This window comes from Allobosea sp. 05T438, assembly GCF_056396025.1.
The window spans coordinates 189,165-202,602 of record NZ_JBFTKQ010000006.1 but is presented as its reverse complement, the minus strand read 5'-3'; the positions used below and the strand labels follow the sequence as shown (position 1 = coordinate 202,602).

Genomic DNA, 13,438 nt, shown 5'->3' with positions numbered 1-13,438 from the left:
TCCTGCAGGCCTTCGTCAGGTCCGGAGCATCAAAGCGCCACCGAGCAGGATGGCAAGAGCGATCAGTCCCAGCCCGGCCGCCGGCCAACGCCTCAGATGGACATCGATCTCTCCGATGCGGTTCGAGAGGCCGCGAACGAACGGCCCGCCCTTTTGCAGGAGGACGACGATGTCTCCCTCGGGAATCGCGCCCAGGCGTCGGGGCAAGCGGTCGACGAACAGCATCGCCGCCGCGCCGAGCAGCATCGGCCAGGTCACCTTCCAGAGAGCTTCCGGCTGGAGCAGGCTGGCGACGGTTTCGCCGGACACCGCAGGATAGAGCGACCAGGGAACGATGAGCGAGGCGGCGAGAACGATGAGCCAGGGCACGAGCTGCCCGAGCGGCGGTGATCCTGCAGGGTTGCCGATCGCATCTCGCCGGACGATCAGCAGGAAATGCACCATGAGTGCGGTGCTGCCGGCAGCGGCAAGCGTCATCGCGCCGGCGAGCCAGCCATAGCCGAGCATCGGCTTGGTCGCGAGCTTGGCCAGCGCGCCGCTGGTCAGCGGCAGGCCGCCGAGGCTCAGCGCGAGCACAGCGGTCAGCAGCAGCACAAGCCTCAGCCGTCGCCCGCCGGTTGCCGCCAGGATGCCGATGCCGAGGAAGAGCGCGCCCTTCACCAGCGTGTGGTGAACGGCGTAATAGGCGGTGAGATGGGTGGCGTCCGGGTCGGCGGTGTCGAGGCCGACGCCCAGCAGCATCGCCAGCAGACCCATCTGGCTCACGGTGGAATAGGCCAGCACCGTCTTGGCGCGCCGCTGGGTGATGCCGACCATGGCGCCGTAATAGGCCGTGACGATGCCGACCGCGATCAGGACGGTGCCCAGGAGCGGCATTCCCGCCTCGAAGGGCAGGAAGCGGATCAGCCCGATCACGCCGGCCTTGACCACGACGCCGCTCAGCACCGCCGAAGCCGGCGTCGGCGCCGCCGGGTGCGCCAGCGGCAGCCAGACATGCAGCGGCACCAGCCCCATCTTCAGCGCGAAACCGAGGATGAACAGCGCGACGATGCCCTCCCGCATCGGATTGGCCTGGAGATCGGCGACGACGCCACGGATCTGCGGGTTGGCGTCGGGATGGCCAGCCGCCAGCATCACCAGCGCGATCAGGAGGAACGCCTCCCCCAGCAGTGCCAGCGCCACATAGATGACGCCGGCCCGATGCGCGGGGGCGCTCTGCTCATGGATGATCAGGCCATAGGCCGCGAGGCTCGCCAGCGTGAACAGCAGGTAGAAGTTCACGACATCGCCGACGAGGAAGAGGCCGAGGCTGCCGCCGAGCGTCAGCAGCCACCAGATGGCGAAGCGTGGTGCTGCCGGGTCGCGGGCCATCTGCGAGGCGGCATAGGCGCCGGCCGCGCTCCAGAGCAGCGCCGCTCCTGCAAGCAGGATCGCGCCCGGCTGGTCGAGCACCAGTGTCAGCCGGAACGGCGCGGGGAAAATGGCGAAGCGGCCTTCCGGTATGAGGATCGCCGCCGCGAGCGCCGGAAGCGGGGCGACGGCGAGCGCAGCCAACGCCCTCGCCCGGAACCACGGCGACAGGCAGCAGGCCGCCAGCAGGAGCGGCACCAGCAGGGCTGAGGCGAGAAGGAGGCTGGTGGCGGTCATGGCGCCCACGCCGCGGCGAGGCCGTCACGGCCGATCTGCAGGAAGCCGAAGGGGCGCAGCGGCACGAAGCCGAGCAGAACGGCCGCCACGGCAAGGGCCAGCGCCGCGAGTTCGAGCCGTCGCGGCACCTTGCGTAGCGGCGCAATGGGAACGGCGGGGACGGCCAGTGCCTTGTCGATCACGCGGAAGACATAGCCACCGGCGAGAAGGCCGCCGGCCAGAATCGTCGCGGCCAGCCATGGATAACCCTCGGTCACAGCTGCCGTCAGCAACAGGATCTTGGCGACGAAGCCGCCGCTCGGCGGAATGCCCATCAGCGATAGCCCGGCCAGTCCGAACGCAGCTGCGCTGAACGGCAGCACCCGGCCGAAGCCGCGCAGATCGGCGATGCGGTCGTGGCCGAAGGCCTCGGCAATGGCGCCGGCCGCCAGGAACATCGCCGCCTTCGCCAGCGCGTGCGAGATGAGCTGGAGCGCGCCGCCGGTCCAGGCGATCGTTCCCCAGGGCGGCAGCTCGGGGCTGCCGGCGGCCAGTGGAAAGACGATGAAGAGATAGCCGATCTGCGCGACGGTCGAATAGGCGATCATCAGCTTGAGCCGCGCCTGCCGGAGCGCCATGACGCTGCAGAACAGGATCGAGGCCGCGCCGAGGACGGCCAGCAATTGGCCCGCAACAGCGGCCGATTGCGGCGGAGCCACATCGAGCACCAGCCGCAGGATCAGGAAGATCGGCGCCTTGATCACCAGCGCCGAGAGCACGGCGCTCGCCGGCGCCGGCGCCCCGGCATGAGCGGGGGGCAGCCACAGATGCAGCGGAAACAGCGCCGCCTTGGCCAGGAGCCCGACTATCATCAGCGCCAGCGCCGCCGCAAGTGCCGGGTCCTGCCCGCTGAGGCGCGACAGCGCGAGCAGGTCGAGCGTGCCGTACTGGCCGTAGATCAGCCCGGTCCCGAGCAAATAGAGCAACGAGCCGATCAACGCGAACAGCAGGTAGCGCAGCGCGGCCTTGACGGTCTCGGCCCGGCCGTCGAGGCAGACGAGCGGCACCGCCGCGAAAGTCAGCAGCTCCAGCGCGACATAGAGATTGAACAGGTCCTCGCCGACGAAGACGGCGTTCAACGCGCTCCAGAGCGCGAGCAGCATCAGCCAGAAGGTCGCCGGCGCGCGCCCGTCTTCGGCGCCCTCATGAAGCTTGTGCTGGGTTCGCGCGAAAAGCCCGACGGCGACGATGACAAGCGCCGTCATCGCGAGCATCGCGCCCGAAAGCCCGTCGGCCCGCAGCGCGATGCCAAGCGGTGGCTGCCAGGCGCCGACGACATAGGACAGCGCAGCCCCGCTCGACATCAACTGGACGGCGATTGCGATGGCAACGGCGAGCCCGGCCGCAAAGGTCGTCATCGCGATCCGCGCCGCGCTGCGGGGCCCGCAGGCGAGGATGGCGAGCACGGCGCAGACCGGCAGGATCACGGCCAGGACCAGCAGGAAGCCGCCCGGCGTGGTGGCGTGGACGAGCGGCGTCACGTTCCGCTCCGCGGCTCGGGCGCTGCCGCGGCGCCTGCACGCTCCCCCACGTTCAGTTCGGAGAGCCGCTTCAGCAGTGCGACGGCCAGCGCGCTCGCCGAAAAGGCCACGACGATGCCGGTGATCACCAGCGCCTGCGGCACTGGATCAGCCTCGAGGCCGGCACCTGCGCCGCGCCGGGCGACGGCGCCGAAGACCAGGAAGATGCCCGCACCCAGAATGTTGCAGCCGATGATCCGCCGCAGCAGTCCGGGATGAGTCACGACGGCGAAGAGCCCGATGCCGACAAGCGCTGCGCCGCATAGGCCGAACAGAATGCCGGGTTGAAGCGCAGCCGTCATCGTGCGCGCGCCTTTCGGGCGGGGCCGGCGACCAGCATGGCGAGCGCGGCTGCGATGGACAGCGTCAGGGCCGCCTCGATCGCCACGATGAGGGGTTTTGCGAGCCCTTCGGGGTAAGCGAGGAAGCCGCCTGCAAAGGCGAAACCGAGAAAGGCGATCGCCAGGAACAGGGCCGGGCCGCCCGTGAGCACGAGCCGCAGCAGCGGCCGTGCCGTATCGGGCGGCGGATAGAGCCCCGCCATCATCACCAGCAGCCACATCGCGGCGAGCACCGTTCCGGCCTGGAAGGTGCCGCCCGGCGCGTCAGCCCCGACCCAGAACATGTAGACGCCGATCACGACGCCGAAGGGCGGCAAGGTGCGTGCGAGATAGGCCAGCGGCCCCGGAACGGCGGCGGGCTTCACCTCGGGCGCACCGCCCCAGACGCCGTCCGGCGCCAGCGACGAGACCCCGATCAGGGCGAGCAGCACCACGACCTTCTCCAGCAGCGTGTCGAGCGCGCGATAGGCCAGCAGCACGGCGGTGACGGGGTTGCCCAGCCCCGTCGTTCCCAGCGCCTCCGAAGCCGCCGGCGCCAGCGTCGGAGCGGGAGAGGACAAGGTCAGCACGGCGAAGGCGAGCCCCGTGGAGATGGCGGCGCAGCCCGCAGCCACGGCGAGCTTTCCGGCGCGCCGCATCGGCTCCTCGTGCTTGCCACGGCCGCGGAGCGCAGCCTCCGCTCGCAGCAGCAGGATGCCCGTCCCGCCCCCGCCGATGGCGATCTCGGTCAGGGCGACGTCCGGCGCCGCGAGCCGCACCCAAACCAGCCCGAGCAGGAGACCGAAGGCCAGGAAGGCGATGATCGCGCTGCGCTCGTCCCGCCGCGCGACAACATAGGCCGTGAGCCCCAGGAGCCAGGCGACGAGCGCGAGATCGAGCAGGAGCGTCATGGCTCGGCTCTGTCGCGATGGACGGCACGGGCGAGCAGCTGGCTCGCCGTCGCGGCCGAAAGCTGCGCGAGCAGCCAGACGCAGATGAGCTTCACGCCGCCGGAAACGCTCGTCGCTTGCGGCAGCAGGCCGATCACGATCAAGCCGAGCCCGAGATTGTCGGCCTTGCTGATGGCATGCAAGCGGCTGAGCGTATCGGGAAAGCGCAGCAGGCCGAGCGTGCCGGCCAGGAAAAGCAGCGCTCCCGCAGTCACCAGAATGACGGTGACGATGTCGGCGAGGCCAGTCACGGCCGCTCCTTCGACGAATCCCGATCGGCGCCCGGCCCCTCCGCGCCAAGCACGAAGGCCACGCAGGAGAAGGCTGCAAACAGTGCGAGCAGCAGCGCGACATCGCTCGTCGCGGCCGATCCGGAAGCAGCCCCCAGCAGCAGGAGGGCCGCCGCTCCGCCTGTCCCGAGCAACTGCACCGCCATCATGCGTTCGGCGACGATGCCGGAACGCAGAACCCGGAACAGAGCGACGGCGGTCACCGCCAGGATGAGGAGCGCCGCCGCGGTCAGGAAATCAGCCATCGCGCTTCTCCGGCTTGAGGATTCGCCGGAATGCCGCCTCGTCGTCGGCGACCTGCCGGGCCACGGCTTCGCGCAGATCGAGGCAATGGATGTGCAGCGTTCCGTCGGCCTCGGCGAAAACCGGCAGCTTGCCCGGCTGCAGGCTCATCACCGCGCAGGCCGAGTCACGCGCCAGGCCGGCGGGGATCGTGGAGCGGCAGGTCGTAAAGCCGGGCTGCAGATCGGGCGTGCGGGCAAAGGCGCGCCGTGCCACGTCGAGCCCTGCAAAGACGGATTGCGGCAGGAAACGGGCCAGGAAACGGAGGAGGCCCATCCATGACAGCTTTCCGCCGCCCGGCCAGAGCGCCGTACTGGCCCAGACCCCCGCTGCGCTGGCGACGAGCCCGACGGGCAAATCCTTGAGCGCCGGTCCGATCAGGATGACCCAAAGCAGCAGCAGCCCGAGCCCGCGGGTGAAAAGCGCCGAGAGCGGCGTGTCGTCGGCTGTGGCCGCCGCCTTCATTCCATCCGCCCGCCTCTGTTGGTGCCCTGCCGGGCCGTCAAGGTAGCCTCCGCCTCCACGGGCAACATCAGCCCGACGTCTCACTCCTGTGCGCCGCGTCCCATTCTCGCCGGCGCTGCTGGCAGTGGCCGGCCCGATATGAGCAGGATGAGGTTCCGTGCCGCGCTCCGGGGATCGCATGAATCGGCCAAGGTTTTCGCCAATCACAGCTCTCTGCTCCGCGGGGTTGTCGTGTCCATGATCATCGAGCCGCGCAATGGCGACGCAGAGGATGATGCCAGCAGCACCAAGAAGCATTCGCTGATCGCGATCGCCGGCAGTCTGCTCGGCGAGATCAGCCTGCCCAAGCTCGCGCTCGCCTGGGTTCTCGGCGCCTTGCTGCCGAGCCTCCTGCTGGGCGCGGCTCCGCTGGTGGTAACGGCGTGGTTCGCATCGGTATCGGGCCGCGTGGTGGCGCTGGCCGGGATCGGCTCGCTCGTTTTGCTCGCACTTGTCGGAATCGTCGGCTGGTATGGCTTCCGGCCACTGTTCCGCATCGCGGAGAAGAGCTTCTGGTCGTTGAACGCTCTCGTGGTCCAGCCGGGCTATGCGGTCTGCCGCGAAGGACTGCAGCATCTTGCGGAGAGTTTCAGTTCCGTCGGAACCGATCCCGACAAGCGCGCACGATTGCGAGCAGGCAGCGCGATCGGGGCAGGCTTGCTGGGCTGCGCCGTCGCCGGGGCGGTCTTCGCCCTGGTCTGGCCGGCGACGCGCTGGTCGGGCGGCTTCGCCGACTTCATCGACCCGCTGCGGCTCGTCGTGCCGGCTCTCGCAAATGCCGTCGCGCTGATGTCGGTCTATCTCGCGGTGGCGTCGCTGCTCTGGGGCATGGCCGACGGCCTGATGGATCAGCCACGCGACCTCGGCGGCTTCGACACGGTGCCGGCGTCAGCGCGTCGATGGCGCGTCGCCCATCTTTCCGACGTCCATGTCGTCGGCGAGCGCTATGGCTTCCGGATCGAAAGCGGGCGCGCCGGTCCGCGCGGCAACGAACGCTTCCTGCAGGTGCTCGACAGGCTGGCGGAGATCCACGAGAGCGAGCCGCTCGACCTGCTGCTCATCACAGGGGACATGACCGATGCCGGGCGCTCCGCGGAGTGGGGTGAATTCCTCGACGCGATCGCGCGCCATCCCGCCCTCGCCGAGCGCTGCCTGATCCTGCCGGGCAATCACGACGTCAACATCGTCGATCGCGCCAATCCCGCCCGGCTCGAGCTGCCGGGCAGCCCGGGCAAGCACCTGCGCCAGATGCGGACCCTCTCGGCTATGGCAGCCCTGCAGGGCGAGCGCGTTCAGGTCTTCTCCGAGAGCCGGACCAGGCTCGCCAAGAGCCTCACCGCTGCCCTCGAGCCGCATCGCGAGAAGATCGCTGCCTTCGCCGATGCGGGCGGCCTGCGCCGATCGGCGGGACTCGAAGCAATCTGGGCGGATTCCTTCCCGATGGTGCTGGCGCCGGCGGAGCCTGACGGGCTCGGCGTCATCCTGCTGAACTCGAATGCGGAGGCGCATTTCTCCTTCACCAATGCGCTTGGCCTCGTCGCGGAGGAGGACATGCAGGCGATCCTCGCAGTGGCTCGTGAGTTCCCGCAGGCGCGCTGGATCCTGGCGCTCCATCACCATCCGATCGAGTATCCGAAACCGGCAAAAGCCTTCTCGGAGCGCATCGGAACCGCGCTGATCAACGGCAGCCGCCTCCTGCGGCTGCTGCGGCCCGTCGCCGCCCGCATGGTTGCGATGCACGGCCACCGCCATATCGACTGGATCGGGCGCTGCGGGGCGCTGAAGATCGTCTCCGCGCCTTCTCCGGTCATGGAGGCGACGAATGCGGAGCCGACCTGCTTCTACATCCACACGCTGGCGGCGGCGCCCGAAGGGATCGCGCTGCTCGAACCGCAGCGCATCGTGATCGAGCCAGCGCAGCCCGCCGTCAGGGCGTGACGGGCGAGCCTTCAGGGACCTTCTCGTCCTTCTGCGGCGAGCCGAAGATTTCGGCCAGCCACAGGCTCGACGGATGCAGGGCGCAGAAGGTGAGGAAGGCGATGGTGATGGGCACGCCGATGAAGGCGCCGAACACACCCCAGAGATAGCTCCAGAAGAACACCGAGAACAGCACCGTCGCCGGCGAGATCGAGAGCGCGCTGCCGGCGACGCGCGGCTCGACATAGCTGCCGACGACGAACTGGATCAGGTTGAGGCAGGCGAAGACCGCGACCACCGCCTGCCAGGAGCCGAACTGCGTCATCGCGAACAGGGTCGGGAAAACGGTGGCGACGAGCGGCCCGAGGAACGGGATGTAGTTGAGCGAGAAGGCGATGAAGCCCCATTCCTCGGCCAGTTGCAGCCCGACGGCCCTGGCGAAGAGCCAGACCAAGACGCCGGTGATCACGCTCATCAGCGTTCGCACCAGCATGTAGCGCCTGATCTTGGCCGCCGTCATCATGCTGCCTTGCAGCAGCAAGGCCCCGGCGGCGCGGTTGCGCATGCCTTTGAGCTTGCGGCCGAAATCGTCGACCTCCAGCAGCCCGAGAAAGACGTAGACGAGAACAACGAGCCAGAAGCTCATCGTGCTGTTCAGGCGGCCGGTGACGGTCTGCGCGGTGCGCAGCATCCAGCCGACGCTGAACGCCTCCGACCATGCTCCCGCCACCGCGATTCCGTGCCCCTCGAGCCAGAGCGTGATCTGATCGTAGAAGGCCTGGAAGCGGGCGGCGTCGTTGACGATCCAGCGCCCGACGCGTCCGAACGCGGACACCACCAGCGAGCCGATGTAAACGAATGCGACGGTCATCACGATGACGCTGACGGCGAGCGCGAGCAACCGCGGCAGAAAGCCCTGAAGCGTCTTCTGAAGAGGCCAGACCAATGCGATGATGAACAGCGCGAAGGCGACCGGGGCGAAGACCGAACTCGCGATCGACAGCGCCGCGACGACCAGGATCGTCGCAACGACGACCTGCGCCGCCTGATAAATACCGCCACTCGTCATAGGCCCGCCCAATTCTGCATCCGAAGCTTTGCCGGCTACGCTCGATCTTGAAGTCACCCGTCAAACCCCCTTGGTGAACTCGGCGAGATCGAGCGTCGAACGCTTTCCGATCTCATCGCGATTCGCCCGGTAGAACATCTCGGCCGAGCGCCTGCCCTCGTCATGCAGCATCGTCAGGAATTCCCATTCGGCATTGAGCTTGGAAGAGTAGCCGAGCTCGGTCATCGCGTCGCTGGCGATGCGGTGGATGCGCATGCGCGCCCAGCGGGCGCCCTCACCCGAGCCAGGCACCGCCTCGCGCTGCAGGAGCGCCATCATGCGCAGCTCCTTCAGCAGCACCGCGTTGAAGGAGACTTCGTTGAGGCGGTTCAGGATGTCGCGCGCCGTGCGCGGCGTGCCCGGCCGCTCGACCGGGTTGATCTGGACGAGGATCGTGTCGCTCGCGTTGCTCTCCTCGATCAGCGGGGTCATGGTCGGATTTCCGGAATATCCGCCGTCCCAATAACTCTCGCMGTCGATCTCGACCGCCTGGAACAGCGTCGGCAGGCAGGCTGAGGCGAGCAGCACCTCGGGCGTGACCTCGGCATTGCGGAAGACGCGGTTGCGGCCGGTCCGGACGTTCGTCGCGCTGATGAACAGCTTGATCGGGCTTTTCGCTATGGCGTCGAAGTCGATCACCTCGGCGAGGATGTCGCTCAGCGGGTTCGTGCCCATCGGGTTGAGGCTGTAGGGCGAGACGACGCGGGACATCATGTCCATCGCCACGAAGAGCGGCGAGCTGTCGAGCGTCCAGCGGCCAAGCAGCACGTCGAGCGGCGAGCGCTGGAACGGGCTGAAGCGCGCGGCTTCTGAGACCTTCCGCCAGAATTCGTTCAGCGCCTCGCGTGCCCCGTCCCGCCCACCTTTGACATAGCCGGAGGCGAGGACCGCCGCGTTCATGGCGCCGGCCGAGGTGCCCGAGATCGCCTCGATCGTCAGCCAGTCCTCCTCGAGGATCCGGTTCAGCACGCCCCAGGTATAGGCGCCATGCGCGCCGCCGCCCTGCAGGGCGAGATCGATGTTGAGCGGCTCGCGCGATGGGGCGCTCTCGCGCTCATCGCCTGTGCGGCTGGAAGTGGAAGGTGCCTTGCTCACGACATCACCCTTGTTGGCAGAACCGGCCGCGTCACGACGACTTCACCAGCCCTGAGAAACCCGCGACCGCAAGCAGGCTCAAGGCCCAGCCGACGACCGACTGGAAATAGAAATAGTTGATCGCGACCCGCCCCCCGGGCTTGGTCGGATTCGGCCGCCAGAAGCTGCGCTGGCCCATGTCCAGCACGGGCAGCAGCGTGTCGAGCGAATACATCCAGGGGCTGAAGGCGGGGTAGCTCGAAGCCTCCCAGCGCTGCCGGAAGCAGGCGAGCTGGTTCTGGCCAGCCGCCGCCAGCCCTTGCGACATCCCGCTGGCGACAAGCGGCCTCTGCTCGCTCTGCTCGATGCCGCACAAGGTCCATTCCGGCGCACGCAGTACGACGGCGCTGTTGGGCATCACGGCGCCCTGGCGCTCGGCATAGGCAAAGATCGCGACGCCCGCGAGCCAGAAGAAGACGAGCCAGACGAGGGCGAAAAGCGGCCTGCGGCCATAGCCGAGCGTGATCCCGAGAATGCCGTCGGCGACGAAGAGAACCGCCCGCCATATCGGGTTCTCCGTCCGTGCCCGCCGCGCCCTGCGCTGCAGCCGCTCCTTGATGACGAGCACGGAGCTGGCATCCTCGCCGTGCCCCATCTCGCGAAAGACGGAGGCGAGCTGCTCATAGGGCTGCGGCCAGAAATCCTCGCCCCAGCGCTCGGGTGTCTGGCGCGCCAGCCAGTCCACGCGGCTCTCGGCATCGACGGGGCCGTCGATGAAGGCGCCGTAGCGGCAGCGGTTGAGGAGCAGGTCGCCGGGCTTCGGCCAGCAGGCCGCCTCGTCATGGATCGTGCCGATCGAGGCGCCGGTGAGCGCGAGCGTGCCATCCAGCCGCGCGTCGCGCCGCAGGAAGAAGGCGCCCTTGACCGCGACACGGCTCGCCTCGATCGCAGTCTGCCCCGCATTTTCGACGACGGTGCCGGAGCAGTCGAGATCGCCGGTGATGGCCGAGCCGGTCAGCCGCACCTCACCGGTCACGCGGGTGTTCCGCAGGACGACGCTGCCATGGCAGGCGATCTCGCTCGCATCGAGCGCCATCCGTTCGAAAGCCGGAATGGTCGCCCCTGCGGCATCGAGATCGGCGGCCAGGACGGCGCCGGACAGGTTGATGCCGCCGCGCAGCGTCGTGCCGCGCAGGAGCACGTTGCGCGCCTCCAGGCTTCGGCCCAGCAAGGCGTAGTCTCCACGGTTGCGGATCGTTGCGCCATCGCATTGGAGATTCCCGCCGAGGCGGGCCTGGTCGAGGTTGACCGCACCCTCGACCTCCGCACCACGCAGATAGACCCCCCCGCGCGCTTCGAGCCGCTCCGCCTGAAGCCCTGGCAGCCGCGAGCCGTCAAGGAACAGCCGGTTGATGATCGCCGCGCGCAGGATCGGCGTCGCCTCGAAATGGCAGTCGTTCAGGCCGATATCGCGGAACACGCGGCAGGCTTCGAGATCGAGCACCTCCGAGATCCAGGCGCCCCGGAGGAGCACGCCCTTCTCATGTGGCCGGCAGCCGACCTCTCCGCCCAGGATCAGGAAACGCAGGAAGGCGGCGCGCACCAGCCGAGCCGGGTCCGGCTCCGTGGGCAGGACGCCGTCCCCCAGCCTGTCGAAATTGCCGGACTGGAGCCTGGCGACGATCTCCTCCTCCGCAGGAAGCAGAGGCCGGAAATTGTCGAGCCGCGCGGTCGATTCCGCCCAGACGGCGGCCTCCGCCCCCAGGCTCCAGTCCAGGGTCACGTCGCCGCCGCTTGCGTGTCCGCGGCGGCGGAAAGGGCTTCGCGCAGCTGGGCCTCCTTCGTCTCGTCGAAGGAGGTGCTGATCAACGTGCCGCCGGCTCCCTTGAGATCGGCCAGGACCTTGTCCGTCGTCATCTTGCGGATGAGCAGGAAGAGGCCCGCAGTGTTCGGCTGCAGAGCCGAGGCGGCATCTTTCATGAACTGGTCGTTGATGCCGATGTCGCTGAACTTGCCGCCCAGCGCGCCCGAGGCAGCGCCGATCGCGGTGCCGAGCAGCGGCGACAGGAAGATGAAGCCGATCAGCGTGCCCCAGAGTGCCCCGGAAGCCGCCCCCGTGGCGGTCAGGTTGATCATCTGGTTGAGTTTGACGTGGCCTTTTTCGTCCTTGACGACGACGACGGCGTCGCCGAGCTCGATCAGGTATTCGCGCTGAAGCGAGAGGACCTTCTGGCGGACCTCCTCGGCCTTCTGTTCGGTCGGAAAGGCGATGAAGACGAGATCGCTCATGAGTGCAGCTCCGTTTTGGGGCGGGGGGTAAAGATCGGCTGGCCCGGCACCGTCCGCGCCCGGCCGATGAGGAATTCGGCCAGCAACGGGACCGGGCGCCCGGTCGCCCGGCGCGTGCGGCCGGCGGTCGAGGCCGTGCCGGAAATGTCCAGATGCGCCCAGGGATAGGCGGTGGCGAATCGCGCCAGGTTCGACGCCGCGGCGATCGCATCGGGCGGGCCATCGGCCAGATCTGCCTCTCCGCCCGGAGAGGACGCCGGATCGTCGTCCCACAAGGGGAGCTGCCAGACGCGGTCTCCGGAATTTCCGCCGCACTTCACCAATTCCGAAGCCAGCGCCTGATCATTGGCGAACAGGCCACTGGTGTGGCTGCCCAATGCGAGGACGCAGGCGCGCGTCAGCGCGGCGACGTCGATGACGCAACTCGGCGAGAAATGCGCGGCATAGCCGAGCACGTCCCCCAACAGCGACGCCTCCGGTGGGAAATGCCCGTGGCCAGCCGCCGACATGGCTGTCTGTCGCCCGGTGCCATGGGGAAACTCGCCCTGGCTGGTCACGATCAGGCCCACGACATTCAAGGCGAGGCCGAGACGCTCGACGGCGCGCATCGCACCCAAAACACCGCCGATGCCGCGCATGTCGCGGATCGGGGCCCGGTGCAGATGCTGCTCATGTTCAGGAAGCGCCTCGAAAGCCGCGATGCCGTCGCCGATCAGGACGATGGGGCGGCCCGCTGCCATGCGTCGATCGCTTTTGATGACCATCAGCTTGCAGGCGCCGGCCGCAACCTCCTCGCCCGCCAGAAAGGCGGCCAATCCATGTTCTTCGAAGTCGTGCCGACCCAGCACCTGGACTCCGAAGCCGAACTGGCTCGCCATCGCCTCCACTGTCTGCGCGATGAAGGCCGGCGTGCATAAATCGGGCGGCAGGTTTCCGAGTTCCTTGGCGAAGGAGACCCCCTCCCCGATCGCCACCCCTTGCTGCAGAGCCCGGACGAGTTCGGAGGTCAAGGCCTGCGGTACGAGCAGCACGATATTGCGCCGCTCTTCCCGAACGGAGCCGTCGGGAAGGCCAAAATCATAACGGCCATCGGCGAGAGCCCGCCCGGCCTGCTGCATCCGCCAGCTGAGAGTCCGGCGCGGAACTTCATTCTCCGCCAGTGTCACGACCACCTCCGCCGCGGGGTCGTCATTGAGGGCTTTGGCCACGACGGAAAGTGCCTGGCGATAAGCCTTGTCCGAAAAGGTTTCCGCCCGCCCGAGACCGACCAGGAGCAGACGCTTTGCGGCGATGCCGGGCAGGCGCCCGATCATGCACGTCGCACCGACCGCCTCCCCGAGATCAGCCTGGTCGAGGAGGCCGGCGAGCCGGCCCGCGCAGCGATCGTTCACAGCCCGCGCCGACCCTGTCAGCGGGCCATCGCGAAAGACACCCAGGACGAGCAGGTCGGTCCCGAGTTTCTCTGCTTCTCCCACTGCCGGAATGATCTCCATCGATG

General features: G+C 68.4%; 13 protein-coding genes. 1 reads left to right on the top strand and 12 read right to left on the bottom strand.

Features of this window, described 5'->3' with window-relative positions; genetic code table 11:
* Positions 1–15 precede the first annotated feature (15 nt).
* The 7 genes from AC1DIN_RS15140 to AC1DIN_RS15110 are packed head-to-tail and all read right to left on the bottom strand — an operon-like array spanning position 16 to position 5,513.
* The gene (locus tag AC1DIN_RS15140) at positions 16–1,647 is read right to left on the bottom strand and encodes a complex I subunit 5 family protein (protein ID WP_476810362.1); all 1,632 of its coding nucleotides are present in this window, start codon (positions 1,645–1,647) and stop codon (positions 16–18) included.
* Positions 1,644–3,167 (bottom strand): complex I subunit 5 family protein, encoded by a 1,524-nt coding sequence (locus AC1DIN_RS15135; RefSeq protein ID WP_476810361.1) that lies wholly within the window; start codon positions 3,165–3,167, stop codon positions 1,644–1,646. The genes AC1DIN_RS15140 and AC1DIN_RS15135 overlap by 4 nt, the downstream gene beginning before the upstream one ends.
* Positions 3,164–3,508 carry an NADH-quinone oxidoreductase subunit K gene (locus AC1DIN_RS15130; RefSeq protein WP_476810360.1) on the bottom strand — a complete coding sequence of 115 codons (345 nt, stop codon included), beginning with the start codon at positions 3,506–3,508 and terminating at the stop codon, positions 3,164–3,166. The genes AC1DIN_RS15135 and AC1DIN_RS15130 overlap by 4 nt, the downstream gene beginning before the upstream one ends.
* Positions 3,505–4,437, bottom strand: coding sequence for a hydrogenase subunit MbhD domain-containing protein (locus AC1DIN_RS15125; RefSeq protein WP_476810359.1), 933 nt, complete (start codon positions 4,435–4,437; stop codon positions 3,505–3,507). Before AC1DIN_RS15125 ends, AC1DIN_RS15130 begins: the two co-directional genes overlap by 4 nt.
* The gene (locus AC1DIN_RS15120) at positions 4,434–4,727 is read right to left on the bottom strand and encodes a cation:proton antiporter (RefSeq protein ID WP_476810358.1); all 294 of its coding nucleotides are present in this window, start codon (positions 4,725–4,727) and stop codon (positions 4,434–4,436) included. The genes AC1DIN_RS15125 and AC1DIN_RS15120 overlap by 4 nt, the downstream gene beginning before the upstream one ends.
* Positions 4,724–5,011 (bottom strand): monovalent cation/H+ antiporter complex subunit F, encoded by a 288-nt coding sequence (locus AC1DIN_RS15115; protein WP_476810357.1) that lies wholly within the window; start codon positions 5,009–5,011, stop codon positions 4,724–4,726. Before AC1DIN_RS15115 ends, AC1DIN_RS15120 begins: the two co-directional genes overlap by 4 nt.
* Positions 5,004–5,513: a Na+/H+ antiporter subunit E gene (locus AC1DIN_RS15110; RefSeq protein WP_476810356.1), complete on the bottom strand. Its 510-nt coding sequence runs from the start codon at positions 5,511–5,513 to the stop codon at positions 5,004–5,006. Before AC1DIN_RS15110 ends, AC1DIN_RS15115 begins: the two co-directional genes overlap by 8 nt.
* Positions 5,514–5,750: 237 nt before the next feature.
* Between AC1DIN_RS15110 and AC1DIN_RS15105 the strand changes: the two genes are divergently transcribed.
* The gene (locus AC1DIN_RS15105) at positions 5,751–7,490 is read left to right on the top strand and encodes a metallophosphoesterase family protein (protein ID WP_476810425.1); all 1,740 of its coding nucleotides are present in this window, start codon (positions 5,751–5,753) and stop codon (positions 7,488–7,490) included.
* Here the strand turns inward: AC1DIN_RS15105 and AC1DIN_RS15100 are convergent.
* Genes AC1DIN_RS15100 through AC1DIN_RS15080 form a run of 5 tightly spaced genes read right to left on the bottom strand, consistent with a single transcriptional unit; the run spans position 7,480 to position 13,433 of the window.
* Complete coding sequence (locus tag AC1DIN_RS15100; RefSeq protein ID WP_476765339.1) at positions 7,480–8,538, bottom strand: AI-2E family transporter; 1,059 nt, start codon at positions 8,536–8,538, stop codon at positions 7,480–7,482. The genes AC1DIN_RS15105 and AC1DIN_RS15100 overlap by 11 nt on opposite strands.
* Before the next feature lie 60 nt (positions 8,539–8,598).
* Positions 8,599–9,672 (bottom strand): patatin-like phospholipase family protein, encoded by a 1,074-nt coding sequence (locus AC1DIN_RS15095; RefSeq protein ID WP_476810355.1) that lies wholly within the window; start codon positions 9,670–9,672, stop codon positions 8,599–8,601.
* A gap of 31 nt (positions 9,673–9,703) precedes the next feature.
* Positions 9,704–11,434 carry a hypothetical protein gene (locus AC1DIN_RS15090; protein ID WP_476810354.1) on the bottom strand — a complete coding sequence of 577 codons (1,731 nt, stop codon included), beginning with the start codon at positions 11,432–11,434 and terminating at the stop codon, positions 9,704–9,706.
* Positions 11,431–11,940: a DUF1269 domain-containing protein gene (locus AC1DIN_RS15085; RefSeq protein ID WP_441470992.1), complete on the bottom strand. Its 510-nt coding sequence runs from the start codon at positions 11,938–11,940 to the stop codon at positions 11,431–11,433. The genes AC1DIN_RS15090 and AC1DIN_RS15085 overlap by 4 nt, the downstream gene beginning before the upstream one ends.
* Positions 11,937–13,433, bottom strand: a complete 1,497-nt coding sequence (locus AC1DIN_RS15080) for a M17 family peptidase N-terminal domain-containing protein (RefSeq protein ID WP_476810353.1) — start codon at positions 13,431–13,433, stop codon at positions 11,937–11,939. The genes AC1DIN_RS15085 and AC1DIN_RS15080 overlap by 4 nt, the downstream gene beginning before the upstream one ends.
* Between the last annotated feature and the right edge of the window lie 5 nt (positions 13,434–13,438).

Excerpts from the sequence above, each read along its gene's own strand:
- AC1DIN_RS15140 (WP_476810362.1), bottom strand. The coding sequence starts at position 1,647 with ATGACCGCCACCAGCCTCCTTCTCGCCTCAGCCCTGCTGGTGCCGCTC.
- AC1DIN_RS15130 (WP_476810360.1), bottom strand. The coding sequence starts at position 3,508 with ATGACGGCTGCGCTTCAACCCGGCATTCTGTTCGGCCTATGCGGCGCA.
- AC1DIN_RS15125 (WP_476810359.1), bottom strand. The coding sequence starts at position 4,437 with ATGACGCTCCTGCTCGATCTCGCGCTCGTCGCCTGGCTCCTGGGGCTC.
- AC1DIN_RS15115 (WP_476810357.1), bottom strand. The coding sequence starts at position 5,011 with ATGGCTGATTTCCTGACCGCGGCGGCGCTCCTCATCCTGGCGGTGACC.
- AC1DIN_RS15110 (WP_476810356.1), bottom strand. The coding sequence starts at position 5,513 with ATGAAGGCGGCGGCCACAGCCGACGACACGCCGCTCTCGGCGCTTTTC.
- AC1DIN_RS15105 (WP_476810425.1), top strand. The coding sequence starts at position 5,751 with ATGATCATCGAGCCGCGCAATGGCGACGCAGAGGATGATGCCAGCAGC.
- AC1DIN_RS15100 (WP_476765339.1), bottom strand. The coding sequence starts at position 8,538 with ATGACGAGTGGCGGTATTTATCAGGCGGCGCAGGTCGTCGTTGCGACG.
- AC1DIN_RS15085 (WP_441470992.1), bottom strand. The coding sequence starts at position 11,940 with ATGAGCGATCTCGTCTTCATCGCCTTTCCGACCGAACAGAAGGCCGAG.
- AC1DIN_RS15080 (WP_476810353.1), bottom strand. The coding sequence starts at position 13,433 with ATGGAGATCATTCCGGCAGTGGGAGAAGCAGAGAAACTCGGGACCGAC.